We start from the raw sequence: 23857 nt of genomic DNA on the forward strand, positions 1-23857 counted from the left end.
GTCGGCCAGCCCGGTCCCGCCCGTCGGAGCCGGTGAGCGTCGGCGCGTCCGCGCCGCGCGGCTGGGCGTCCGGGCTGGTCTTGCGTCCGTTGGCGAACGTCACCTGCTCGAAGCGCACCTCGACCGGGGTGGCGTACCGCTTGCCGTTGACTGGGTCGTGCCGCATGAACCGGGCCGGCGCGACCCGTACTGTCACGTCGTACGGTCCCGGACCGGGCACGCTGGCGTTGCCGCCGTAGTGGTAGAGGAACGGATGCCACAGAAACGGCAGCTCTGCCGAGACGACCCGGTCACCGTCGCGGCTGATGTTGATCTCGACGGCGAGTCCGGGTACGAAGCGGCCGTCGGCACCATCGGCCACCGCGACCTCCAGGTGCACGTTGGCCTCTTCGGAAGCCTCCCGCCACACCAGTTGTCCGTCGGAATACTCGTACATGCCTTCGGCCCGCTCGTTGACGAACGAGATCACGTAGTCACCGGCACGCCGGCTCAACGCCCCGTCTTCGGCGGCCATCTCACGGAGCGCGTTCGTGTACGCGTGTCCCTGCTGGCGGGCGATAGCCAACTGCTCGTCGGTGGCTTCGTTGCTGGTCCGCATCGGCGGTCTGGCGGCTGACGTGGTCACGGTGTCCTCCGGGTCGCTCGGTTGCGTCTCCGTTCGTCTACCCGGTGGACGCCGGCTCACGCGCCGTCACTGGCGCGGATCGTCGACCGACCGCAGCGCGGGCAGGTTGAGGGCCGTACGGCCGGGACACCACGGCTGGTCCCGGCCGTACGGCGACAGGGGAGCGGTCAGCCGTTGCCCGGCGCCAGGTGGTAGCCGGACGCGACGCACTGGGCGCTGAGCGAACCGTCCGACACCGTCCAGTACAGGTGCGCCGAGCCCTGGCCGCTGCTGGTACGGGTGAAGATCAGGACATCGTCGTGGCTGATGTCGGGCGTCGAGTTGTCGGAGATCACCACGGTGCCGAGGGGTGCGCCGCCGAACACGCTCACCAGGGCGACCGGGTTGAGATCCGGATCGGCCGCGACGTCGGTGACCGGGATGGTCACCGTCCCACCCACCGTCGTGGGCAGGTTGAAGCCGATGCTGTTGCAGATCGGACGGCGGTTTTCGCCGGCGGCGGTGGCGCTACTGGAGCCGGCCACGGTGACGGAGGCAGCGGCCAGGCCGAGAACGACCGCGACCGCTGCCCGCGCGGCATTGACCCTCTGCCTCGACCCGGGCGCACCGATCCATTCGCCACCCGACGGATCCATAGGCCAGCAGCGGATACGAGACCAGGAGAAGGCCGCCCGAGGTGGCGAGGAGTCGTAGCAGGATCTGGTTCCACTCCACCTGCTCGGCGACCGGATCCCGCCACGGCGGCCGGGGTGCCAGGAACGCGGGAGCACAACAGCCGATCACGGTGGCCAGGCAGAGCAGCACGGTGCCGACGAGGAGGGCGAGGCGCGGCCGGAACATGTTCCGCGACGGTACCGGACGCGCGCCGGGGTCGACGGCAGTGTCGACCCCGGCGCGGGTAGGCGTGCTGGGTGATGGTCGGCGGTGCCGCCGGTCGCGGCCGCACCGGCTCAGCCCTTCCAGTTGGCCTTGATGTCTTCGACGATCGCCCGCGCGATGTGCAGGGTCTGGGCGCCGCGTGAGGCGTAGGTGGCGCCGCCGTTGTGCGGGGTGAGGACGACGTTGTCCATCTTGCGGAACTCCGCCGGTACGTACGCGTCGTGCACGAGCGGCGGCTCGCTGCGGAACACCTCGAGACCGGCGCCAGCGATCGTGCCGTCCTGCAACGCCCTGATCAACGCCGACTCGTCAACGATGCGACCACGGGCGACGTTGATGAAGTACGCCGTCGGTTTCATCATCTTGAACTGCTTCTCGCCGACGAGCTCGTAGTTGGCGTCCTCGAAGTTGACCAACAGGCAGACGTAGTCCGACTGGGTGAACAGCTCGTCAGGTTCGGCCCACTGGACGCCCCACTTCGCTTCCTCTTCGGGGGCCAGCCGGGTGCGCTTGTTGTACAGGACGGTCATGTCCATGTTGGTGAGCACCCGGGCCGCCTGCTTGGCGACCTTGCCGAAGCCGTACAGGCCGACGGTCTTGCCGGTGGTGCCCTGGCCCATGAACTGCATGGTCATCTCTTGGAAGAAGCCGACGCCGCGCAGATAGTGGTCGGACTCGGTGACCCGGTACGCGAGGTTGAGCAGCAGCGCCACCATCAGTTGGCCGGTCGCCCGTGGGTTCAGCCCGTAACCCTCCATCGTGTACCCGTCCGGGTCGGCCGGCGGCTCGGGGCGCTTGGCCTCCAGGATCCTGACCCCCGAGGCCTTGATCGCCTCGGCGTCGTGCAGGTCGGCCCGGTAGCCGGAGGTCCCGATGCCCACCAGCTTGGAGCCGGGCCCGAACAGGGAGGCCTGGATCGGCGTGTGGTGCATGCAGAACAGGTAATGCGAGCGGCGTGCCGCGCTCGCCAGTTCGTCCAGACTCGCGTCACGGTGGGTCCAGGGAAAGACCTCGACGTCACCGTACTGGCGCATCAGCTCGAGCGCCGGCTCGGGAATCGGGAGCGGTACGTAGATCTTGGGAAGCACGGGTTACTCCTTCTCAGTTCTGCCAGTTGGCCTTGATGTCTTCGACGATCGCTTCGGCGGTGCGCAGCGTCTGGGCGCCACGCGAGGCGTAGGTGGCGCCGCCGTTATGCGGGGTGAGGACGACGTTGTCCATCTTGCGGAACTCCGCCGGTACGTAGGCGTCGTGCACGACCGGGGGTTCGGTACGGAAGACCTCGAGGCCGGCTCCGGCGATGGTGCCGTCGCGCAGCGCGTCGATCAGTGCCTGCTCGTCGACGAGGCGGCCGCGCGCCACGTTGATGAAGTACGCGGTCGGCTTCATGAGCTTGAACTCGCGCTCGCCGAACAGTTCGGCGTTGTCGGCGGTGTAGTTGACCAACATGCAGACGTAGTCGGAGCGTGCGACGAGGTCGTCCGGGTCGGCGCACCAGGTGACGCCCCACTTTTCTTCCTCTTCGGGGGTCAGTCGGGTGCGTTTGGTGTACAGCACTTCCATGTCCATCGTGGTGAGCAGGCGGGCGGCCTGTTTGGCGACCTTGCCGAATCCGTAGAGGCCGACGGTTTTGCCGGTGGTGCCCTGGCCCATGAACTGCATGGTCATTTCTTGGAAGAAGCCGTTGGCCCGGCAGAACATGTCGGACTCGTTGACCCGGTAGGCGCAGTCGAGGAGCAGCGCCACCATCAGTTGTCCGGTGGCGCGCGGGTTGAGGCCGTACCCGTCGAAGCTGTAGCCGTCCGGGTCGTCCTCGGGCGGCGAGGGTCGTACGGCGCGGAGCATCCGCACCCCGGAAACGGCGATCGCGTCGAGGTCGTGCAGTTCGGGGTCCGGCCCGGAGTACCCGATACCCACCAGTTGCGATCCGGGTTCGAACAGGGTGGCGCGGATCGGTGTCTCGTGCATGCAGAACAGGTAGTGCGAACGTTTGGACGCACTCTCCAGTTCGTCGAGACTGACATCCCGGTTGGTCCACGGGAAGACCTCGACGTCGCCGTACTCGGCCATCAGGTCGAGCGCGGGTTGGGGAATCGGCTGGGTGACGAAGATCCTGGGACGCACCGAGGTGTCCTTTCGAATTTCGGTGTCGGTGTCGGTGCCGCGTGGCCGGGTGTCAACTGGTCCAGTTGGCCTTGATCTCCTCGACCAGCGCTTCGGCGATCCGCAGCGTCTGGGCGCCGCGTGAGGCGTAGGTGGCGCCGCCGTTGTGCGGGGTGAGGACGACGTTGTCCAGCTTGCGCAATCTCTCGTCGACGTAGGCGTCGACGACGTTCGGCGGTTCGGTCCAGAAGACCTCGAGGCCGGCTCCGGCGATGGTGCCGTCCGTGAGCGCGGCGATGAGGGCGTCCTGGTCCACCAGCCGGCCCCGCGCCACGTTGATGAAGTACGCGGTCGGTTTCATCAGCTTGAACTGGCGTTCGCCGAACATTTTCAGCTTGCTGTCGTCGAAGTCGACGAGCAGGCAGACGTAGTCGGAGCGTGCGACGAGGTCGTCCGGGTCGGCGCACCAGGTGACGCCCCACTTTTCTTCCTCTTCGGGGGTCAGTCGGGTGCGTTTGGTGTACAGCACTTCCATGTCCATCGTGGTGAGCAGGCGGGCGGCCTGTTTGGCGACCTTGCCGAATCCGTAGAGGCCGACGGTTTTGCCGGTGGTGCCCTGGCCCATGAACTGCATGGTCATTTCTTGGAAGAAGCCGTTGGCCCGGCAGAACATGTCGGACTCGTTGACCCGGTAGGCGCAGTCGAGGAGCAGCGCCACCATCAGTTGTCCGGTGGCGCGCGGGTTGAGGCCGTACCCGTCGAGGCTGTAGCCGTCCGGATCGTCGGTCGGCACGATCGGTGTGGACATGATCTGCTTCACGCCGGCGGCCTTCATCGCCGCCAGGTCGTGCAGATCCTCGCGGGCCATCTGCATGCCGATGCCCTTGAGCCGGCTACCGGGGCCGAAATACCGGGCCCGGATCGGCACCGTATGCATGATGAAGAAGTAGTCGCTGCGCCGCGCCGCGCTCTCCAGTTCGTCGATGCTCACTTCTCGGTGCGTCCAGGGGAAGACCTCGAGGTCGGCGACCTCGGCCATCAGGTCGAGCGCGGGTTGGGGAATCGGTTGTGAGACGAAGATCTTTGGCCGCATCGGCTACTCCTTGTGAAATCGGGCGAGGGCTGGGACCCGCTGCCAGCGCGACTGGTCCGGGTGCGCGTGTCTTCCCGTAGGGCAGGTCTTCGCACCGAAAGACCTGTCACTTGTCCCGGGTGAAACGTCTCACCGCCAGGACGGTGAAGACGACGGTGAGTCCCACGGTCCAGGCCAGGTACTGCAGGAACGACGGAAGCAGCGGACCCCCGTGCGTCAGGGCACGGGCGGTGTCGACGACGGCCGACACCGGGTTGACCCGGGCGAAGGACGCCAGCCAGTCGGGCATGCTGGCGATAGGGGCGAATCCGGAGCTGCCGAAGACGAGCGGCAACGTCGGAGTGATGAGCCAGGTCTGCGCTGTCTCGCCGTCGCGTACGGCCAGCCCAACCCAGGTCGAGAACGAGGTCACGGCCAAGGCCCACAGCGCGATGACCGCGGTGGCCGCGACGCCGCGCAGGAGACCGGTCTCGAATCGGAAGCCGATGACCACGACGGCGACGATCATGAGGATGGTGACCTGAATGGCGCTCTTGGCCGTGTCACCGAGCGTCCGGCCGAGGAGCACCGCCGATCGCGCGATCGGCAAGGTACGGAACCGGTCGTTGATGCCTGCGTCCGCGTCGTGGGAGACCGCGACACCGGTCCGCATCGCCTGGACCATCACCGCCTGGGTGAGTACCCCCGGGATGACGTACTGCCGGTAGGGCATGCCCGAGACGGTCGCGACCTGGTCCAGGACGTACGCGAACAGGACCATGTTCGTCAGCGGCTGGATCAGGGACAGTGCCAGCAACTGACGGTTGCGCCAGAAGCTCACCAGGTTGCGGCGGGCGATGGTCCCGGTGTTTTCGAGCGCATGGGGCAGAGTGACGTAGCGCCGCAGCGCGACACCATTGTCCGCGGTCCGGCCGCGGCCGGGACTCATGGATGCTCCGCCGCGGTGACGACGTCGAAGACTTCGTCCAGGGTCGCGCGGTGAACGGTGATGTCGATGAAATTCAGCCCTTCGGCATCGAGGGCGCGGACGGCGGCCGCGACCGTGAAGGTGCCGGACTGGACCCGGAATCGAGCCCGGGCGGAGCCGACGTTCACCGCGACTGCCGAGTCGTCGAGGCCGGCGGTGACCGCGAGAGACTTCGCGGCCCGGTGCGCGTCGGCGTCACCGGCGGCGTGCACCTCCACGATCTCGCCGCCGTAGGCCAGCTTGAGCTCGGGCGGGGTACCGACGGCGACGGTCCTGCCGTGGTTGATCACGGTGATCTTGTCGGCGAGGCGGTCGGCCTCTTCGAGGTACTGCGTGGTCAGGATGACGCAGGTGCCGTTGTCCCGGAGGTCTTCGACCACTTCCCACAGACGTTCACGGCTCGGCGGGTCCAGACCTGTCGTGGGCTCGTCGAGGAAGAGCACCTGTGGCGAGGTGATGAGGCTCATGGCCAGGTCGAGACGTCGTCGCATCCCGCCGGAGAAGGTCCGGGCGTGTTGGTGGGCCGCCGGGGTCAGCTCGAACCGCTCCAGGAGTTCGTCGGCTTTCGCCTTGGCGAGCCGGCGCGGTTGACGGTGCAGGCGAGCGATCAGGATCAGGTTCTCGCGCGCGCTGAGGCCGCCGTCGATCGCGGCGAACTGACCGGTGAGCGCGATGATCGAGCGCACCATGTGCGGCCGGGCGTGCACGTCGTGGCCGCCGACGAAGGCGCGGCCGGAGTCCGCAGTGGTCAGCGTGGCGAGGATCCGGATGGTGGTGGTCTTGCCGGCACCGTTGGGTCCCAGGATCGAGCCGATGGTTCCCGCTGGTGCCACGAGGTCGACGCCGTCGAGGGCCCGGAAGTCACCGAACCGCTTGCGTAGATCTTCGGTGAAGACGCCCTCTTGCATGATCTCCCTCGCGAGCAACACGGCCGCAGACGCCAACCTTTGTCGATTATGCATTATCGGTGGGCACAGTATGCACAGTCCACGCGTCGCCGCGCAAGAGTCGTCGGCGGGCTCGACGACGGGTCGTCGGTCGCACCCCGTGGGGGACGACATGCCAGGTCACAGGGCACGTGGCTGGTGGTTGGACGGCCGGCGGTGGTGGCGTCGACGGCTGACCGGGGGAGCGGTCGACGCCACCGACGGCCAGTCCGGCTCCGGGTCGAGCTGCGGGAAAAAGTCGATCACGTTAACAACCTGGCCGCCAGGTTAGTAGTGCGTTACACGCCTTGCGCGACGTGCCGGTACGCGCCCAGGATCGGCGCAATCGATTATGCACAACGTTGGAGGCGGAGATGGCAGCAACAACGCCGACCCTCGGGTGGGGCCTGGTCGGCACGTCCGGCTACGCCGCGCGCGTCTGCGTTCCAGCGGTCACCCGGACTCCGACCGCGCGTCTGCTCGCGGTCGCCAGCAGCAGCCGGGAGCGGGCGGCGAGCTTCGCGGCCGACGCGGGGATCCCCCGGGGCTACGGCGACATCGACGCTCTCCTGGCCGACCCCGACCTCGACGCCGTCTGGATCGCCTCCAGCAGCTTCCTGCACGTCGAACACGCCACGCGGGCGATCCAGCAGGGCAAGCACGTGTTGCTGGAGAAGCCGCTCGCACTCACCGCCAACGAGGCCTGGGAGCTGGTCAAACTGGCCCAGGCCTCGGGGGTCAAACTCGCCACCGGCTACCAGGCCCGCTACGTCCCCGGCCACATCAGGATGCGCGAGCTGATCGCCGCCGGCGCGATCGGGCGGATCGTGACCGCCCGGAGCCTCTACGGCATGCGCCGGGACTCGGCACCGAAGACGTGGCGCGGACACAAGGCAACCGCGCGCTGGGGGGTGCTGGCCGACATCGGCACCCATCATCTCGACCTGCTCCGGATGCTACTCGGCGAGGTGGAGTCCGCCAGCGGCCTCACCGCCGCCCAACGCGGGTACGAGACCGAGGATCTCGCCGTCGCGGCGCTACGGTTCTCCGGCGACGTGCTGGCGACCCTGACCGCGACGGCGAGCTACTACCGACCGACCACCGTCGTCGAGGTGGTCGGTACGCAGGGTGCCCTCGTCGCCACCGACACGTCGCCGACCGGGCAGGGCCAGGTCGTGCTGCACCACGTCGATGGCGACACCGAAGACATCACTGGTGGAACCCCGCATTCCGCCCAGGCGCAGCTGGCAACGGTGACAGCCGCGTTCCTGGGTGAGGACGTCGCCTTCGCGACGGGTGAAGACGGAGCGCGAAATCTGGACATTCTGGAACAGATTGCCCCGGCCTGACTCCGAAACCTTCAGCGGTCTCACCGATTACTACCCACATAGGAAGGTGTCACATGGGTCCAAGACTCAGTCGACGTTCAATACTGGTAGCGGGTGTCGGCATGGTCGGTCTGGCGGCCACCGCCGCCTGCGGTGCCGACTCGCCCTCGCCCTCCGCTTCCCCGGGCACCTCGCCGGGGACACCCCGCAGGGGTGGCAAGCTGCGCGTCGGCGTGATCGGCAGTTCCGGCAACATCTACGATCCGCACTTCACTTCGTCGGACACGGACCAGGGCCGTGGCCAGCAGATCGCCGACAGCCTCGCGCTCCTCGCGCCGGATCTGCCCTACCGCCGCGAGCTGGCGCTGGCCGAGTCGTTCGAGATGAACGCCGACGCCACGGTGGCGACGATCCGGCTGCGCAGCGGGGTCGAGTTCCACCACGGCAAGTCCCTGACCGCCGACGATCTCATCTTCTCGCTGCAGCGCATCCTGGATCCGGACAACCCGGGCCGTGCGGCGTCGTCGCTGGCCTCGATCGACCCCAACGCCATCAGGAAGCTCGACAACCTCACGGTCGAACTCACCCTGAAGACCCCGGACTCGCTGCTGCCCACCCGCTGGGGATCGTCGCAGACGAGCATCCTGCCCACCGACTTCGACCCGGCCAAGCCCGTCGGCACCGGGCCGTGGGTCATGCAGAGCTTCCAGGCCGGCGCCCGCTCCACGTACACCGCCTTCCCGAACTACTGGCGCGAGGGGCAGCCGTACCTCGACGAACTCGAGATCATCGACTTCGCCGACAACACCCCCCGGATGGCCGCGCTGCTGGCCGGCCAGGTCGACGCGATCGACGGTGTCGACTCCACCCTGATCCCTCAACTGCCCCCGAGCGGGTTCACCACGGTCATCACCAAATCGGGCTTCTACCAGCCGATCACGATGCGCGTGGACTCCGCGCCGTTCAACGACCCCAACGTCCGTCTTGCCATGAAGCTGCTCGTCGACCGTGAGCAGATGGTGCAGCAGGCCTACAGCGGCCTGGGCGAGATCGCCAACGACATGCCCTGCCCCGGCGACCCGGGCTACCCGGACCTGCCGCAGCGCGAGCAGGACATCGAGCAGGCGAAGAGCCTGCTGAAGGCCGCCGGCTACGAAGGGCTGACGATCACCCTCAACACGAGCGCCCAGAACGGCGGCATGGTCAACTCCGCGCAGGTCTACGCCGAGCAGGCCAAGGCCGCCGGTGTCACGGTGAACATCAACATCCAGGACGCCGCGACGTGGAGCGCCAACCACAAGGAAGACCAGTTCAAGCAGAACTACTGGGCGGCCGGGCTCGTCGGCGGCTCCTGGTCGCAACGGTGGAGCGAGGGCGGCCGCTCCAACGAGAGCTGGTGGCAGGACGCCGAGGGCGACCAGATCTACACCCAGCTGCTGAGCACCACCGACGAGGCGAAGCAGGCCGAGTACTCCGGCCAGCTGTTGACGAAGCTGTACGAGTCGGGGCCGGACATCATCCACTCCTTCAAGAGCAACGTCGACCTGACCACCGACAAGGTCAAGGGCGTGATCCCGATGGAGTCGAACGGCTGGAACCTCGGCAGCTGGCGCTACCGCCTGATGTGGCTCGAAGGCTAGCAGAACTCCTTTTCCGACGGGTGGCGACATGATCCGATCGATCCTGCTCCGGCGACTGGTCAGCGGGGTGATCACCCTCTGGCTGATCTCCGTCGTGATCTTCGCGGTACTGCACGTCCTTCCCGGCGACCCGCGTCTCATCGCGCTCGGCGACGAGTACACGCAGGAGCAGTGGGACGCGATGACTCGTGAGATGCAGTTGGATCAGCCGCTGCTCAACCAGTACGGCAGTTGGCTCAGAGGATTGGTCACCTTCGACTGGGGCAATTCCCTCATGTCGCCGTACCCGATCTCCGAGCTGCTCGGTAGCGCCGTCTACTACACCGCGCTGCTCACGTTTTTCGTGATGATCCTGGTGATTCCGATAGCCACGGTGATCGGAGTGTACAGCGCCGTACACTCCGGTCGCCTGGCGGACAACGTCGCTTCCTTCTTGACGCTGAGCCTCGCCGCGATGCCCGGCTTCGCCATCGCCGTCCTGACGATCTACTTCCTGGCCACGAACGTCTTCCGGATCTTCCCGGGCTCAAGCATCTTCGATCCGAACGCTTCGGTCTGGAGCCAGCTCGAACTCTTCGCCCTTCCGGTCCTCGCCTCGGTGCTCGGGCTGATCCCGTACCCGATCCGGATGGTCCGTGCCGCCATGATCGAGGCGCTGGAAAGCGACGCCGTCATGGTCGCCCGCCTCAAAGGACTACCCGAACGTACGGTGATCTTCCGGCACGCGCTGCGCATGTGCCTCGGCCCGATCGTCCAGGCTTTCGGGCTGACGCTCGTGTTCCTCTCCGGCGGCACGATCATCGTCGAGACGGTGTTCTCCTATCCCGGCGTCGGGTACGAACTGATCCAGGGGGTCGGCCGCCGCGACTTTCCGGTCATCCAGACCCTCGTCGTGATCCTTGCCTTCTTCACCATCGTGTTGAACCTGTTGACGGACCTGGCCGTCATGATCGTCACCCCTCGCCTCAGGACGAGAATGTGAGGCCCTGATGACGACAGAAGTTGTCGACCCGCTCGCCACCCCTGTCGCGGTGGACGCCCGTACGCCGGTGGCGCGCCAGCGCGGATTCGTCCGTCGGGCGCTGAAACTCGGACGGACCCGGGTAGGTCTCGCGGCCGTGTTCGCGGTGGTTCTGTTCGCGATCGTCGGCCCGTACTTCGCCCCGTTCTCGACCACCGAGTTCGTCGGCATACCGTTCTCCGGGCCCGGCGGCGAAGCACTCTTCGGCACCGACCGGATCGGCCGCGACGTCTGGTCACGATTCCTCTCCGGAGGTCGCGACCTGCTCATCGTCAGCGCGCTCGCGACGATCCTGGGCGTCGTCGTGGGTACCGTCATCGGACTCGTCGCCGGCTACACCAAGAAGGTCGTCGACGAGACCCTCATGCGCTTCGTCGACCTGATGATGGCCTTCCCCGGGTTGGCCTTTTCGCTCCTGGTCATCACGGTCGCCGGCGCCCAGACCTGGGTCCTCGTCGTCGCCGTCGGCGTCGGCCTGTTCCCGCACACCGCGCGGGTGGTGCGCTCCGCGACGGTCGGCGTCGCCGAATCCGACTACGTGCGCTACAGCGAGGCGACGGGCACACCCACGCGCCGCATCCTCTTCTCGGAGATCCTGCCGAACATCCTCGTACCGTTGTCGGTCGAGACCGGGCAGCGCTACACCCTCTCGCTTGGCTCCGTCGCCGGCCTCAACTACCTCGGTCTCGGCGTCAAGCCGCCGGCCGCCGACTGGGGCCTGATGATCCAGGAAAACCAGGCCGGCCTGCTCACGACACCGATGGCGGTGCTCCTGCCGGTCATCGCGATCATCATCGTCACCGTCGGCGCCAACCTGGTCAGCGACGGCCTCGCGGTGGCCGCCGCCGGGGCCGACGGCCGGTGAGCGGCATGTGCCAAGGAGCCGTGACGGCGCCTGTCACCGGAATGCGGAAGGGAAACGCAGCAGTGAGTGCCAGCGGCATGTGGAGGGAGTGGGGCAATGAGTGACGAGTCACGGTCCGCCGGGCCGGGTCTGCCCATCGGGCCGCCCGACGCGACCAGGGTCCCCCGCTACGCCGGACCGGACACCTTCGCCCGGCTGCCCCGCCTGCAGGACGTGTCCCGCGCGGACGTGGCGATCCTCGGCGTACCGTTCGACAGCGGCGTCTCGTACCGTCCCGGCGCCCGCTTCGGACCCCAGGCGATCCGCGCCGGTTCCAAGCTGCTGCGCAGCTACCACCCGGCGCTGGACGTCGAACCGTGGAAGGTGCTGCAGCTCGCCGACGCCGGTGACGTGGCGGTCAACCCGTTCGACATCGAGGAAGCCGTGGCCGAGCTTCAGGTCGCCGCGACGGCGCTCTACGAACAGGTGGCGAAAATCGTCACGATCGGCGGCGACCACACGATTGCCCTGCCGTTGCTGCGCGCGGCGTACGCCCAGCACGGGCCGATCTCGCTGGTGCACTTCGACGCGCATCTAGACACCTGGGACAGCTACTTCGGGGCGAGGTACACCCACGGCACGCCGTTCCGGCGGGCGGCCGAGGAGGGCATCCTCGCCCTGGACAGCTCCGCACACGTCGGGATCCGCAACTACGTCTACAGCCCGCACGACTTCAGCGAGGACCGGCGGCTCGGCTTCGCCATCGTATCCACGCTGGACATCGCGCGCCGTGGCGTCGACGACGCGATCGACCGCGTACGCGACCGGGTGGGCGAGCATCCCGTCTACGTCAGCATCGACATCGACGTCCTGGATCCCGCGCACGCACCCGGGACCGGCACCCCCGAACCCGGTGGCCTCACCACCCGGGAACTTCAGCTCATCCTCCACGGGCTGGTCGGTCTGAACATCGTCGGCGCCGACATCGTCGAGGTGTCACCGGCCTACGACCACGCGGAGCTGACGTCGATGGCCGGCGCGGTAGCCGCCTTCGAACTCCTGGCGATGTTCGCGAAGGCCGCGTCATGACCGCCGACCTGCCCACCGGCACCGACGATCACGTCCTCGACGTCCGTGGCCTGACCGTCACCGTCAACGCCCGCGAACCGTACGACATCGTCCGGGAAGTCGACTTCGGGCTACGGGCCGGCGAGGTCCTCGGCCTGGTGGGCGAATCCGGCTCGGGCAAGACGACGCTGGCGCTGTCGCTGCTCGGCTTCGCCCGGGACAACCTGACCATGTCCGGGTCCGTCACGGTGGCCGGCGTCGAGATGGTCACGGCCACCGAGTCGGCGCGGCGACGCGCGCGCGGGCGGGTGATCTCCTACGTCCCACAGGATCCGATGTCGGCGCTGAACCCGGCGCTGCGGATCGGGACGCAGCTGGCCGAGACCATGGGCGAGTCGCGGTGGATCCGCAGATCGGCCGACTGGGACCGGATCCGGCACCTGCTCGACCGGGTCAAGCTGCCGGCCACGAAGGAGTTCCTGCGCAGGTTCCCCCATCAGCTTTCCGGTGGACAGCTGCAGCGGGTCACCATCGCGATGGCGATGCTCAACCGGCCGAAGGCCATCGTCTTCGACGAACCGACCACCGGCCTGGACGTCACGACACAGGCGGCCGTACTCGACACGATCCGCGACGTCATCGCCGAGGAGGGGGTCGCCGCGGTCTACGTCACGCACGACCTGACCGTCGTCGGGACAATCGCCACCAGGATCGCCGTCATGTACTCCGGACTGGTCGTCGAGGACGGCCCGGCGGCCGAGATCCTCACCGCCTCGGCGCACCCCTACGCCCGCCGCCTCATCCTCGCCACCCCGACCGTGGATCAGCGCCGGAAGCTGGTCGGCATCGCGGGCACGCCACTCAACCCGAAGGAGCGCGGCGCCGGCTGCCCGTTCGCGGCCCGCTGCGACCTGGTCGTCGACGACTGCCTGGTGGCGACCCCCGTACCCGTCGACGTCGGCCCCCGTCACACGTCGCGGTGCCTGCGAACTGACGTCGTCCGGTCGGCCAGCTACGCCCGCCCCGCCGACACCGACCAGCGGTGGACACCGCCGGAACGCCGCGAGCCCGGGCTGCTCTTCGTCCGCAACGTCGACATCAGCTACGGCAAGCGCTACGACGAGAACCGGGTGCTGTTCGGTGTCGACCTGACCGTACGCGAAGGCGAGTGCGTCGCCCTGGTGGGCGAGTCCGGCAGTGGCAAGACCACCCTGGCCCGCGCGGTCAGCGGCCTGCACAAGGAAGCCGTCGACGGCCGGCTGCACTACGACGGCCAGCGGATGCCGTGGCCGTCCGGATCCCGGGCGAAGGTCGCCCGCCGCGAGATCCAGTACATCTTCCAGAACCCGTACGGCTCGCTGAACCCGCGCCACACGATCGGCCGGATCATCACCCGGCCGCTGGAGACCTTCGGGATCGTCAAGGGGGCGGCGCGACAGCGCGAGGAGGTACGCCGTCTGCTCGCCCAGGTCTCCCTGCCCACCGACTACGAGACCCGCTACCCGGCGCAGCTCAGCGGCGGTGAGCGGCAGCGCGTCGCGATCGCCCGTGCGCTCGCCGCCCGGCCCCGGGTGCTGATCTGTGACGAGATCACCTCCGCTCTGGACGTCTCGATCCAGGCGTCGGTGCTGGAACTCCTGGTGAAGCTGCGGGTCGAGGAGAACCTCAGCATGCTGTTCATCACCCATCACATCGGCGTCGTGCGCGCCATCGCGGACTCGGTCGTCGTCCTGCAGAACGGTGTCGTCGTCGAGGCTGGTCCGGCCGACGAGGTCCTGGACCGCCCGCAGCACCCGTACACCGAGATGTTGCTCCGCGACACCCTTGTCATGCCCGAACCAGGCGGCCTGGACGCGGGCGATGTCACGGCGGCCCGCGCGTAAGGGTTCGTTCGGTTCGGCGTACGGCCGGGTCGTCAGTCGCCGGAGACAGGCGGCCATCCCGGGGTACGCCGTCTCGGTCCGACCGGCAGGCACAGGGCGGCCAGCCCCGCGATCGCCATGACCACGGCGGAGAGCATGAGGGCCGGGACGATACCGAGGCCGGTCGCCGTGAGGCCCCAGGCGACGGCGCCGACCGACTGGCTGCCCATCCGTACCGTCTGGAACAGGGCCATGACCCGCCCCCGGATCGGATCGGGCGCGGTCAGGGCCATGGCGGCCGCCAGTGGCGTCTGCATGACCATCCAGGTGACGCCGAAGACGAACAGGGCCACCGCAGCGCCGATGAGGTCCTCGACCAGGGCCAAGGCACCGAGCGCACCCGCCGAGGCCACCCCGGCGAGCAGCAGGCCCGTGTTGTCGCTCGCCCGTCGGCGCAGGCCCGGCAGGAGCAGGGCACCGACGACGCTGCCGGCGCCGGCGGCCGCGAGGAGCAGACCGTAACCGGTGGCGTCGACGCCGAGGCGCAGCGTCGACACCGACGGCAGCAACGCCCAGACGGCGCTCGACGGGATACCGATCAGCAACGAGTGCACCAGGATTCGGCGGACCAGCACCGAGCGCCAGGCGAAGACCATGCCTTCGACGAGCGCGCGCCGCAGGGCCGGGCGGGTTCTGGCCGGTCGGCCGGGGACCTTGTAGAAGCACAGCACGACGACGAAGACCAGATAGGAGAACGCGTCGAGCACGAACACCGCGGACGGTCCGGTCAGGGCGACGAGCAAACCGCCGAGCACCGGCCCCAGCACCCGCGCGATGTTCAGGTTCACCTGGGCGAGTGCGACGGCGGAATGCAGCAGGGGTGGGGGGACGAGTTGCGGCACCAGGGCCTGGAACGCGACCGTCGACAGCGCCGATCCGAGGCCAAGCAGCAAGGTGTAGACCAGTAGAGCGGTGGGCCCGAGCCACCCGAGCAGGCTGGTGACCGCGAGCGCCGCACCCACCAGGGTCTGGAACGCCTGGGATCCGAGCAGGAGCCAGCGCCGGTCGACGAAGTCGGCGATCGCGCCGATGGGCACCGACAGCACCAGCACCGGCATCCGCGCCGCCGCCACGACCAGCGCCGCGAGCAGTACGGCGTTGGCGTGTCCGACGATCACCCACTGCGCGCCGACGGTGTGCATCCAGTTGCCCATGTCGCCGGCGAATTCGGCGAACCACAGTGCCCGGAACACCGGAATCGACAGCGCCGCGAACGGGCCGGGCTCGGTGCCCGTCCGGGCGTGGGCCATCCGTCGCCTGCGGGGCAGCACCAGCCGTGGGCTCGGCCAGTTCACAAGGTGCGCTCCGGGCCGGTGGCGGGGACTGCCGGTTCGGTCGCCGAAGGGGCGGCCTGGGTGGCCCGGGCGAGTAGGACCGACAGCCCGTACGCGCCGAGCAGGCCGAGCAGGCAGAGACCGACCATCGCGTACATCCCGATGGCGAACGAACCGGTCACGTCCTTGACCTGGCCGAGCCCGAAGGCGAAGCTCAGGCCGCCGATGTTGGCGCAGAGATTGGACCAGCCGCTGGTCAGGCCGGCGGTGCGGACGCCGAGCACTCTGATCGGGATCTCGAACAGTGGTCCGAAGTAGAACTGGAGGAAGACGGCCTGCACCAGCACCACCACGACGACGACGGGCAGCGAGCGCGCCGAGACCAGGGCCACGATCGTCGCGGTGAGCACGGCCAGCGAGACGCCGATCACCAGGGCGGGGCGGCGCAGCCGGTCCGAGACGTGTCCGCCGAGGAAGTTCGACGGTGCGGTCACGACCGCCGCCCCGGCGAGCAGCAGGCCCGCCGTGTGCAGGGAGAAGCCCTTTTCCGCGATGAGGTACGTGGGCAGCCAGAAGCTCAGGCCGTTGACCACGGAGTAGCGGACGAACTGCACCCCGCCGGCTACCCACATCACCGGGTGGGCGAGCAGGCCGGGTAGCTCCCGCAGCCGTACGTAGGAGTCAGGCTGGCGGGTCGGTCCGGGACTACCGGCGCGCCAGTAGAGCGCGGTGATCCCGAGTCCGAGCAGGGAGAAGCCGATGAAGATCCATCGCCACCCGACGTAGCCGACCAGGGTGGGACCGGCCAGGCTCAGCACGACGTTGGAGGAGAAGCCGCCGGCCACGTAGAGGCCGAGCGCGGTGGCTCGCCGGTGGGCCGGGAACTCGTGGGTGATGAGCAGCAGTCCGGGACCGAAGACGAACGCCCGGGCCAGGCCGGAGAGGGCCTGGTTGACGAGGAGGAGGGTGAAGGAGTCCAGCAGAGCGAAGATCAGGGAGCAGAGGTTGAGGCCGACCAGCCCGAGCAGGAACAGCCGCTTGGGGCCGTACCGGTCGGCCAGGTATCCCGCCGGGACCTGCATGGCGGCGAACACCAGCAGGGAGACGGCGCCGAGGGTGCCGGCCTGGCCGAAGGTCAGCCCGACATCGTCACGGATCAGCGGGAGGAACAGGGCGATGCCGCCGAGCGAGAGGCCCTGCGTGCTCTGGCAGATCACGATCAGGGCGATCGCCCACACCGATACCGAAGTTCGCGTCGAGGTCGACGCGGGGTCGGCCTTCGGCGGCGGTACGGCTACGTCACGTGATCTCAACATCTACCTTTGCTGATCCCAGCGACATGGTGCCTCGTGTCTCCTTCGTCGGGTCGGCGTGGTGATGCGATGCTGCGCACTATAGATTGTGCATAATCAACGTGATCAAGCATCCACCAGCCGTGGGCGATCCGACAAGAGGCGAAACACAATGCTTACAAGACGCGTCCCTGGTCAGCGTCCCGGTCGCCGGGACTTGACCGACGTCACTCGTCGCGGTCGCGCTCCAGATCGCTGCGGAGCAGGCGCAGGATCGGCTGACAGTGCTCGTGAGCCAGCCGCGCGGCCTCCTCGCCGTCACCGGCTCGGGCGGCGTCGACCAGCGCCCGGTGTTCCCGCTGCGACTGAGCACGCCGACCGGGCAGACGAGCGCTGTCCGACGGTACGTGCAGCGCGCTGAGCGTGAGCAACTCGGCCAACAGGGCGATCGCCCGATGGCGACCAGACGGCCGGGCCAAGGTCAAATGGAGCTCCCGGTTGAGCAGCGCGTAGCTGCCGCCGACGTCGGCGCGGCTCATCTTGCGGCACAACGCGTCGGCCTCGGCCAGCGTCGCCTCGTCCATCAACGGCACCGCGTGCCGTAGGTTGTCCGGTTCGACGACGGCGATCAGTTCCTGCATCTCGATGCACTCGGCGATGGTCAGCTTCCGCACCATCACGCCACGGTGCTCGTCGATCGCGACCAGTCCCTCGGTCGCCAAGGAGCGGAAGGACTCCCGTACCGGGGTGGTCGACAGGCCGAGCTCGGCGGCGATCTCGACCTGGCGGAGCCGGTCACCGGGTTGGATCAGGCCCAACAGAATGCGTTCGCGCAGCACGTCGGTCGCCCACGCCTGCGCGGTCTTGGCGGTCCGCGCGACAGTCGGCTGTTTGCGTTGCTTGACTGGCGTGGCTATCGCACGTCCTCCTGTCCTGCCGCGGCGACCGCCGTCGAATGGCGCCGTGCGTGTCCATCACGCTGTCCCAGCGGCGGACCGGGGGCGACCAGCGCCGCTCCACCGCACCTATGCACAATCTACAGCCTAGCCTACGGGCCGGATGCGTCGCCGTTACGGGCAGTGGCCGCGACGCTCTGGACCGCTGATCCGACGATGCCCGCCGGTCAGGTGACGAGTCGGCGGGTGAAGCCGGGGTCGATGAGGCGAGCGTTGGCGGCGGTGACCGCTCGGGGCAGCTCCTGAGGAATCGCGTAGCCGAGTTCGGCGTACCTGTCGATGCGCTGGGTGTCGCCGACCAGCATGTTGATCACCTTGTCGGCGTCGCCGATGCTGGCGACGTAGTCGTCGAGCGGCAGCGGATGGGACGCGCAGCTGACGTCGACCTCCGGCCAGAGCTTCTTCGTGGTGGCGTAGGCGCGGCGCTGCTGGTACGGCCGAGACATCAGGATGACGGACCGGGGATGGACGCCGTGTTCCGCCAGAAGACGGCGGGTGTTGACGATGTTCTCGCCGGTGTTGGTGGCTCCGGTGTCGATCAGGATCGCGTCGTCGGGTACGCCGTTGGCCAGGGCGTACTCGCGGTAGTGGACGGCTTCGCCGCGCGGGAACCGGTCGATGGTGGTCGGTGCGTTGGCACCGGTGAACACGACGAGCGGGTACATGCCCCGGTGGTAGAGATCGGTCGCGACCTTGGCCACGCCGAGATCATGACTGCCGAGACCGATGCCGACATCGACCGGACGCAGGTCGTGGCCCATCTGGTGGTAACCCCACAGGCATTCGACGTCGCGGCGGTGCTCGGCGGGGATGCTCACGCGGTTCGTCGCGGTCATCTCGTCCGACCTCCTCGAATTGTTACGAAAGCACGGGCTCACGCTAGTGGAGGAGTGGTCGCCGGACGGGGCTATGCCGGCGATCGGTCCGTACGCTGAGCCGCGAGCAGGCAGCCGATCACGATCGCACCCAGCCCGGCCGCCGCAGTGACTGTCAACTCTTCACGCAGCAGCACCGCACTGAAGATGACAGCGAAGGCAGGGGACAAGTAGAAGGCGAGCGCTGCTCGTGCCGGTCCGGTACGCGCGATGAGCGTGTAGAACAGGACGAGTGTCAGCCCGGTGCAGACGACGCCGAGGACCAGCACCGCCGCCGAGACGTCGGGAGCGGGCAGCCGGTCCGGCCAGCTCAACGCGGCTGGTGCGAGCATGGCCGCGCTGGTCACCAGCATCGCGGAGGTAGCAACCCCGAGCGGCGACGCGTCGGCGTGGCGTCGGTGGATCATGACCGCGCCGGCGGCGTAACACAGCGCCGCGGCCAGCACGAGCAGGCCGCCCAGGAGCGCGAGTCGGCCACCCTGCAGATCAACCCCGAAAACCAGCACGAGCCCGATGAAGCCGATCACGATCCCGGAGATCCCCTTGAGACCCTGTGGTCGCTCGTCAGGCGCGTACCAGTAGGCCAGGACCGCGACGAACAGCGGCTGCGCTCCGATGAGGATGCCGGCGATCCCCGCCGGCACATACTGCTGCCCGTAGGTCAGCAACAGAAGCGGAATCGTCGACTGCACCAGGACGGTCTCGATGATCGCTCGTGGCCGGCGCCAGAGTTCAGCCAGGGCGTTTCGGTGAATCGCCAGCGGTACGAGCAGGAGACAGGCGAGCCCGACCCGCCCGAGGACGACGACGGTGGGAGACAGCTGCCGCAGGGCGACATCGATCAACGGATAGACCGCGCCCCACAGGGCGGCCAGGACGACCAGCGCCACCCAGGCCCTTCGGCTCACGGGTGACTCAGGTGAGGGGCCGTCAGCACGCCTCTAGTTAAGCAGCACCTGGCGGTAGAGACTCTGTACGCAGTCGAGATCGCTCCACGGCATGAGATCGACGAGCAGCTCACGGAGGCGTCGGCGGTTGCGCTCCGATCCGGTACGTCGGGAGATGACATCGGCTTGCCGCGCCACATCACAGGCTTGTTCCACCTGGCGCATCTGCACGTACGCGGTGGCGAGATCGATCAGGGTGCCGGCCCGTTCCCGGACGAAGGTCGCCGGCAACAGGGTGAGTGCTTCGTACAGCGACCGGGTCGCCTGCCGGGGCTGGCGTAGGCGGGTCAGACATCTGCCCTTGAGCCTTGCCGCGTGACATTCGGCGTTGTAGAAGCCCAGCCAGACCGGGGTCGTGTCCGGTACGACGGCGTCAAAGGTCCGTTCAGCCTCCACGAGCGCGGTAATGCCCGTCTTCGGCTGTCCGAGGAACCCGTACGCCTCGCCGACAGCTTCGCTCAGCCACGATCTGACGGCGGGAGCGCTGCGTCCGGGTACCAGCGACTGCGCGACGCTCAGCACGTCGAGCGCCCCTTTGCCATCGCCCGCGTGGAGGCGGATATAGCTGATCACACCCAGGCCGTACGCGTGCAGTGCTCGGTCGTTCGCTTTCTCGGCCAGGGACACCGCCAGCCGGCAGTAACCTTCAGCCTGGTCGTACTTCTGCGCGTCGATAGCGAGCCACCCCGCCAGCTGGGCCGCGTCTCCGGCAGCCCGTAACAGACGGCGATGGGTGGCGCCGGTAGGGGTTCGGTTGCTGACCCCCAGCATCGTTTTCAAGTGATTAGCTACTTCGGCGCTGACTCGACCCGAGCCTTCGCGGTAGTCGAGGTGCCGGTAGGTGTCGGTCAGCGTTTCCAGATCGGCGATCACCCCGTCTGTGACCTTGCTGATTCGTCCGCTGCTGGTTGCCGCAGGCGGCGAAGGATCGTGAACGTTCGCGTTTATGGCGCTGAGGCTGTCGAGGTCGCTGTAGTCCTCGCCGTCCAGCAGTTCTCCCGCGCTACAGCGGTACAGGTACGCGAGCTTGTTCAGCGTGTCCAGCGAGGGTGCCCGGCCCGCTGGACCCGGCCAGATCTCCCAGTACGAGATCTGTTTCGCTGTCTTCGGCGTGTCAGCGTCCGGCCACAGCTCGTTCCATCGCCGAGCTACCTCTGCCTGCGTCATCCCGTGAGCCAACCGGAACGCGACCCGCGAGTTGATCTCGTACTCTGCTTTCCACTGTCTGGCGATCTGTCGATAGGTGAGACCTCTGGCACGAAGTTGATCGGCTTCTCTCTGGAAACTGCGTGCACTTCGCGGCACGGCTTCTCCTCGCCACTGGATTTTCTGACAATCACAAATCTACTGGTCGATCGCTCCGCATGGAACTCTGTTCGTTGGCTTGTCCCCGCGAGACGGGGAGTCGGCAGAGGTCGAGGACCACACCAGACGTGGTCGACTGTCTACTCAGGTGCGGGCATTCTTTGGTCGTGTTCAACTCGACTACGCGATGGGCGGCGCGCGAGGGCCGCGACAAGTGCGGCTTCCACCACTCGGGATGGAGTACGGGTGACGCTTGGCTACACGCAGATCAATCAACGGCTGCCCGTGGCCGGCGTAGTGCTGCCCACCGTGACGGACCTGGCGGCGGGTCGGCGGCCGGGTGATCGAGACGGGGCGCCGGGCTGGGTGCTGGGTAGGTGGCGTGCTGGCCGTGCCGCTGATCCCGACAGCTGTGCATGTGGGGGCTGCTGATCCCCGCCCGGCTCGGCGCCCATCCAAACGTTCGGGGGCAGCCTAGTGATGGATCTGAAGGTGGGGGATGTGCTGCGTATCGGTGCTGCGGCGTCGGTGCAGTTCGCCGGTGACCGGGCGCTGATCTTCCGGGTGACCGCGATCCGGAAGGAGCAGACGTACATCGGTTGGTGTTGGTTGGCGGGTTACGTGCTGGATTCGACGGGGTCGGCGGTGGAGCGGCGGGAGGTGTTCGTCCGGCGGGCGGGGCTGCGTCGGATCGTCGTCCACGACCGGCGGCCCGGGACAGGGGAGCAGCGGCCGGGGTCGGGGATGACGCCGGCAGGGGTGAGGATGGAGGGTAACCGTGGCGTTCGACATCCGGGTCAGACTCGGTGACACGATCCGGCTGCAACCGACGGATCGGTACCGGCCGGCGGACGGCCCGGTCGTGATGCGGTTGACCGGCGTGCGGCTGATCACGAACCGGCCGGACAGTGACGAGTGGATCTGGCTGGAAGGTCTGAAGCTCAACCTCGACGGTTCGTGGGGTGATCACGCGTTGGTGATGGCGCGGGCGTCGCTGCTGGCAGCCGACCGGAACTGAACCGCCGCCGTGCGCCGCCTGCCGCTGCCGTATGTCGAGCTGCGGGCTGCGCAGCGGTTGCTGGACCGGCATCCCGGACCTGACCGTGACGGCCGGTGTCCGGGGTGCGGCCGGTTTCACTGCGGCCGGCGGCGGATCGCGTTGCGCGTGTTCGGACGGTACGGCTACCTACCGCGACAATGGCCGAACCGGCAGACCTGGGGCACCCGGCCGTGATGGTTGATCATCACCGGTTGGCACGGTGCGTCCAAGCTGCTGGTGCAGGCGGATGGACGTGGGTGCATCACAGACCGACCCTCGGCCTCGAACCTGGCCACAGAAACGGCCGGCTGGATCGTCCCTGGCCTTCCGCCGCCAACTCGCTCTGGTCCCGTCCGGCTGGTCACGCAGTCCCCGCCCGCCGTTGCCGCGTTTCGTACGCCAGCCGCGCCGTCTCGTACGCTCCTCGGCCGACAGGCCCGGCATCCGCTGCGTCCTGCCACATGCAGAAGTCGTACAAGATTTTGGTACGGCAGTGGTACGGTATTTCTGTACGTACCGGAGGGAGCGTAACCATGTCCATCAGCGCGAGCGAAGCGCGCCAGCGCCTGTTCCCCCTTATCGAGCGAGTCAACGCCGATCACCACCCGATACGCATCAGCTCGCGCAGCGGGGACGTGGTGCTCATGTCGGCGGAGGACTACGACGCCTGGCAGGAAACCGTGTACCTGCTGCGGTCTCCCGCAAACGCGAGGCGGCTCATGGAAGCCGTCGCCCGGGACCGGGCGGGCGGCCCCTCGATCGCCAAGACCATGGATGAGCTGCGGGAGCTGGCCGGGGGTGAGGAGTGAGGAGGGTCAACTTCGATCCCGACGCATGGGAAGACTTGCTCTTCTGGCTTGCCTCGGATCGGAAGAAGGCTCGCCGGATCACCCGCCTGATTGGTGAGATCCAGCGTGACCCGTTTACCGGCGCAGGCAAGCCGGAACCGCTGAAAGGCGATCTGTCCGGCTACTGGTCACGGCGGATTGACGATGAACATCGCCTCGTGTACCGGGCCGACGAGAAGGAAGTAAAAATCATCAAGGCCCGGTACCACTACAGCGACTGACTGGTCTCGACGTCGCCGACGTCGCCGAGTACGACGGCCTCCGCCTCTTCGACGTTTCGTAGTAGCTGCTGTTACCTTCGGTGGTCAGGGCTGAATCACGGAGGGCTATGAGGACGGCATGAGCTTGAGCGGATCACCGTTGACGCTGCCTGGATGGGCGGGGCACCGTGCGTCCGAGGGCTGCGTATCCCGGTGGCGACGGTTATGGCGATGGCCGCCGACGGCATGAGCGCTGACGAGATCGTGTCGGAGCTGCCGGACTTGGTCGTTGATGATGTTCGGACGGCGCTGCGCTTCGCCGCTGAGACTGTTCGGGAGCGGGAACTGCCGTTGCGTCACCCGGCCGGAGGTTGTGCCCGGCGCCTGATGGCCTGATGGCCGGCGGATCGGAGACGAATAGATCGGCGTCTCGGCCCAGTCTGGCTTGTCGCTGTTCAGCGCCTTGTGCTGGTGCCCCCGGCAGGATTCGAACCTGCGACACACGGTTTAGGAATGGAATTCGGATCAGGTGGCCCGCCGGCCTCTGAGCTGCGGCGGCGCCTACTACCCGACCAAGGTGCGTCATGATCAGTCCGCGCATAGTCCGTGGCGGTCTCGCCTTCGAAGCTGGTTGGCGCGGCCGTCCGCGCCGTCCGCATCGCCGCCCCGGCCTGAGGGCCGGGCGGTTCTTCGTAGCGCTGGCTC

25 protein-coding genes and 1 pseudogene are annotated in these 23857 nt (G+C 67.9%); 11 read left to right on the plus strand and 15 right to left on the minus strand.

Features of this window, described 5'->3' with window-relative positions; genetic code table 11:
* Nucleotides 1–106 precede the first annotated feature (106 nt).
* From O7632_RS09740 to O7632_RS09780, 9 genes and pseudogenes are all read right to left on the minus strand, one after another.
* Nucleotides 107–598, minus strand: a pseudogene (locus tag O7632_RS09740) (iron transporter); the annotation flags it as partial.
* Nucleotides 599–792: 194 nt separating this feature from the next.
* Nucleotides 793–1149: a hypothetical protein gene (locus O7632_RS09745; RefSeq protein ID WP_278113308.1), complete on the minus strand. Its 357-nt coding sequence runs from the start codon at nucleotides 1147–1149 to the stop codon at nucleotides 793–795.
* Complete coding sequence (locus O7632_RS09750; protein ID WP_278113310.1) at nucleotides 1133–1465, minus strand: hypothetical protein; 333 nt, start codon at nucleotides 1463–1465, stop codon at nucleotides 1133–1135. Before O7632_RS09750 ends, O7632_RS09745 begins: the two co-directional genes overlap by 17 nt.
* A 110-nt stretch (nucleotides 1466–1575) precedes the next feature.
* Nucleotides 1576–2592 (minus strand): NAD(P)-dependent oxidoreductase, encoded by a 1017-nt coding sequence (locus O7632_RS09755; protein ID WP_278113311.1) that lies wholly within the window; start codon nucleotides 2590–2592, stop codon nucleotides 1576–1578.
* Between the two features lie 13 nt (nucleotides 2593–2605).
* A complete protein-coding gene (locus O7632_RS09760) occupies nucleotides 2606–3628 on the minus strand; it encodes an NAD(P)-dependent oxidoreductase (protein ID WP_278113313.1) in 1023 nt (340 codons plus the stop codon).
* Between the two features lie 52 nt (nucleotides 3629–3680).
* Nucleotides 3681–4700: an NAD(P)-dependent oxidoreductase gene (locus O7632_RS09765; protein ID WP_278113315.1), complete on the minus strand. Its 1020-nt coding sequence runs from the start codon at nucleotides 4698–4700 to the stop codon at nucleotides 3681–3683.
* A 106-nt stretch (nucleotides 4701–4806) separates the two neighbouring features.
* The gene (locus tag O7632_RS09770; protein WP_278113317.1) at nucleotides 4807–5628 is read right to left on the minus strand and encodes an ABC transporter permease; all 822 of its coding nucleotides are present in this window, start codon (nucleotides 5626–5628) and stop codon (nucleotides 4807–4809) included.
* Nucleotides 5625–6575 carry an ATP-binding cassette domain-containing protein gene (locus tag O7632_RS09775; protein ID WP_278113319.1) on the minus strand — a complete coding sequence of 317 codons (951 nt, stop codon included), beginning with the start codon at nucleotides 6573–6575 and terminating at the stop codon, nucleotides 5625–5627. Before O7632_RS09775 ends, O7632_RS09770 begins: the two co-directional genes overlap by 4 nt.
* A gap of 159 nt (nucleotides 6576–6734) precedes the next feature.
* Nucleotides 6735–6860, minus strand: coding sequence for a hypothetical protein (locus tag O7632_RS09780; RefSeq protein ID WP_278113321.1), 126 nt, complete (start codon nucleotides 6858–6860; stop codon nucleotides 6735–6737).
* Nucleotides 6861–6967: 107 nt separating this feature from the next.
* Between O7632_RS09780 and O7632_RS09785 the strand changes: the two genes are divergently transcribed.
* The 6 genes from O7632_RS09785 to O7632_RS09810 all read left to right on the plus strand — a co-directional run bounded on the left by O7632_RS09785 (nucleotide 6968) and on the right by O7632_RS09810 (nucleotide 14377).
* Entirely contained in the window at nucleotides 6968–7942 is a 975-nt protein-coding gene (locus O7632_RS09785) for a Gfo/Idh/MocA family oxidoreductase (protein WP_278113323.1), read from the plus strand.
* A 101-nt stretch (nucleotides 7943–8043) separates the two neighbouring features.
* Nucleotides 8044–9561, plus strand: coding sequence for an ABC transporter substrate-binding protein (locus O7632_RS09790; RefSeq protein WP_278113324.1), 1518 nt, complete (start codon nucleotides 8044–8046; stop codon nucleotides 9559–9561).
* Between the two features lie 28 nt (nucleotides 9562–9589).
* A complete protein-coding gene (locus O7632_RS09795) occupies nucleotides 9590–10543 on the plus strand; it encodes an ABC transporter permease (RefSeq protein ID WP_278113326.1) in 954 nt (317 codons plus the stop codon).
* Nucleotides 10544–10550: 7 nt separating this feature from the next.
* Nucleotides 10551–11447 (plus strand): ABC transporter permease, encoded by an 897-nt coding sequence (locus O7632_RS09800; protein ID WP_278113328.1) that lies wholly within the window; start codon nucleotides 10551–10553, stop codon nucleotides 11445–11447.
* A gap of 96 nt (nucleotides 11448–11543) precedes the next feature.
* Nucleotides 11544–12515: an agmatinase gene (gene speB / locus O7632_RS09805; RefSeq protein WP_278113329.1), complete on the plus strand. Its 972-nt coding sequence runs from the start codon at nucleotides 11544–11546 to the stop codon at nucleotides 12513–12515.
* Nucleotides 12512–14377, plus strand: coding sequence for an ABC transporter ATP-binding protein (locus O7632_RS09810; protein ID WP_278113331.1), 1866 nt, complete (start codon nucleotides 12512–12514; stop codon nucleotides 14375–14377). Before speB ends, O7632_RS09810 begins: the two co-directional genes overlap by 4 nt.
* A 32-nt stretch (nucleotides 14378–14409) precedes the next feature.
* Here O7632_RS09810 and O7632_RS09815 read toward each other — a convergent pair whose 3' ends face one another.
* The 6 genes from O7632_RS09815 to O7632_RS09840 all read right to left on the minus strand — a co-directional run bounded on the left by O7632_RS09815 (nucleotide 14410) and on the right by O7632_RS09840 (nucleotide 21065).
* A complete protein-coding gene (locus O7632_RS09815; protein WP_278113333.1) occupies nucleotides 14410–15711 on the minus strand; it encodes an MFS transporter in 1302 nt (433 codons plus the stop codon).
* Nucleotides 15708–16928 (minus strand): MFS transporter, encoded by a 1221-nt coding sequence (locus tag O7632_RS09820; protein WP_278113334.1) that lies wholly within the window; start codon nucleotides 16926–16928, stop codon nucleotides 15708–15710. The genes O7632_RS09815 and O7632_RS09820 overlap by 4 nt, the downstream gene beginning before the upstream one ends.
* A 281-nt stretch (nucleotides 16929–17209) precedes the next feature.
* Nucleotides 17210–17821, minus strand: coding sequence for a GntR family transcriptional regulator (locus O7632_RS09825; RefSeq protein WP_278113335.1), 612 nt, complete (start codon nucleotides 17819–17821; stop codon nucleotides 17210–17212).
* A gap of 284 nt (nucleotides 17822–18105) precedes the next feature.
* On the minus strand, nucleotides 18106–18774 hold the full coding sequence (locus tag O7632_RS09830) for a YdcF family protein (RefSeq protein ID WP_278113337.1): 669 nt from the start codon (nucleotides 18772–18774) through the stop codon (nucleotides 18106–18108).
* A gap of 71 nt (nucleotides 18775–18845) precedes the next feature.
* Nucleotides 18846–19721 carry a DMT family transporter gene (locus O7632_RS09835; RefSeq protein WP_278113339.1) on the minus strand — a complete coding sequence of 292 codons (876 nt, stop codon included), beginning with the start codon at nucleotides 19719–19721 and terminating at the stop codon, nucleotides 18846–18848.
* 33 nt (nucleotides 19722–19754) lie between these two features.
* Nucleotides 19755–21065 (minus strand): helix-turn-helix transcriptional regulator, encoded by a 1311-nt coding sequence (locus O7632_RS09840; RefSeq protein ID WP_278113340.1) that lies wholly within the window; start codon nucleotides 21063–21065, stop codon nucleotides 19755–19757.
* Between the two features lie 480 nt (nucleotides 21066–21545).
* Between O7632_RS09840 and O7632_RS09845 the strand changes: the two genes are divergently transcribed.
* The 5 genes from O7632_RS09845 to O7632_RS09865 all read left to right on the plus strand — a co-directional run bounded on the left by O7632_RS09845 (nucleotide 21546) and on the right by O7632_RS09865 (nucleotide 23548).
* Nucleotides 21546–21875 (plus strand): hypothetical protein, encoded by a 330-nt coding sequence (locus O7632_RS09845; protein WP_278113342.1) that lies wholly within the window; start codon nucleotides 21546–21548, stop codon nucleotides 21873–21875.
* The gene (locus O7632_RS09850; protein ID WP_278113344.1) at nucleotides 21844–22083 is read left to right on the plus strand and encodes a hypothetical protein; all 240 of its coding nucleotides are present in this window, start codon (nucleotides 21844–21846) and stop codon (nucleotides 22081–22083) included. The genes O7632_RS09845 and O7632_RS09850 overlap by 32 nt, the downstream gene beginning before the upstream one ends.
* Nucleotides 22084–22637: 554 nt before the next feature.
* Entirely contained in the window at nucleotides 22638–22913 is a 276-nt protein-coding gene (locus tag O7632_RS09855) for a type II toxin-antitoxin system Phd/YefM family antitoxin (protein WP_278113345.1), read from the plus strand.
* Nucleotides 22910–23173: a Txe/YoeB family addiction module toxin gene (locus O7632_RS09860; protein ID WP_278113347.1), complete on the plus strand. Its 264-nt coding sequence runs from the start codon at nucleotides 22910–22912 to the stop codon at nucleotides 23171–23173. The genes O7632_RS09855 and O7632_RS09860 overlap by 4 nt, the downstream gene beginning before the upstream one ends.
* A 132-nt stretch (nucleotides 23174–23305) precedes the next feature.
* Nucleotides 23306–23548, plus strand: a complete 243-nt coding sequence (locus tag O7632_RS09865) for a DUF433 domain-containing protein (protein WP_278119948.1) — start codon at nucleotides 23306–23308, stop codon at nucleotides 23546–23548.
* The last annotated feature ends 309 nt before the right edge of the window (nucleotides 23549–23857 follow it).

It is taken from the genome of Solwaraspora sp. WMMD406, from assembly GCF_029626025.1.
In the GTDB taxonomy this organism is placed as follows: Bacteria; Actinomycetota; Actinomycetes; order Mycobacteriales; family Micromonosporaceae; genus Micromonospora_E.

Excerpts from the sequence above, each read along its gene's own strand:
- O7632_RS09750 (WP_278113310.1), bottom strand. The coding sequence starts at position 1,465 with ATGTTCCGGCCGCGCCTCGCCCTCCTCGTCGGCACCGTGCTGCTCTGC.
- O7632_RS09765 (WP_278113315.1), bottom strand. The coding sequence starts at position 4,700 with ATGCGGCCAAAGATCTTCGTCTCACAACCGATTCCCCAACCCGCGCTC.
- O7632_RS09770 (WP_278113317.1), bottom strand. The coding sequence starts at position 5,628 with ATGAGTCCCGGCCGCGGCCGGACCGCGGACAATGGTGTCGCGCTGCGG.
- O7632_RS09775 (WP_278113319.1), bottom strand. The coding sequence starts at position 6,575 with ATGCAAGAGGGCGTCTTCACCGAAGATCTACGCAAGCGGTTCGGTGAC.
- O7632_RS09785 (WP_278113323.1), top strand. The coding sequence starts at position 6,968 with ATGGCAGCAACAACGCCGACCCTCGGGTGGGGCCTGGTCGGCACGTCC.
- O7632_RS09790 (WP_278113324.1), top strand. The coding sequence starts at position 8,044 with ATGGTCGGTCTGGCGGCCACCGCCGCCTGCGGTGCCGACTCGCCCTCG.
- O7632_RS09795 (WP_278113326.1), top strand. The coding sequence starts at position 9,590 with ATGATCCGATCGATCCTGCTCCGGCGACTGGTCAGCGGGGTGATCACC.
- O7632_RS09800 (WP_278113328.1), top strand. The coding sequence starts at position 10,551 with ATGACGACAGAAGTTGTCGACCCGCTCGCCACCCCTGTCGCGGTGGAC.
- speB (WP_278113329.1), top strand. The coding sequence starts at position 11,544 with ATGAGTGACGAGTCACGGTCCGCCGGGCCGGGTCTGCCCATCGGGCCG.
- O7632_RS09810 (WP_278113331.1), top strand. The coding sequence starts at position 12,512 with ATGACCGCCGACCTGCCCACCGGCACCGACGATCACGTCCTCGACGTC.
- O7632_RS09830 (WP_278113337.1), bottom strand. The coding sequence starts at position 18,774 with ATGACCGCGACGAACCGCGTGAGCATCCCCGCCGAGCACCGCCGCGAC.
- O7632_RS09845 (WP_278113342.1), top strand. The coding sequence starts at position 21,546 with ATGGATCTGAAGGTGGGGGATGTGCTGCGTATCGGTGCTGCGGCGTCG.
- O7632_RS09855 (WP_278113345.1), top strand. The coding sequence starts at position 22,638 with ATGTCCATCAGCGCGAGCGAAGCGCGCCAGCGCCTGTTCCCCCTTATC.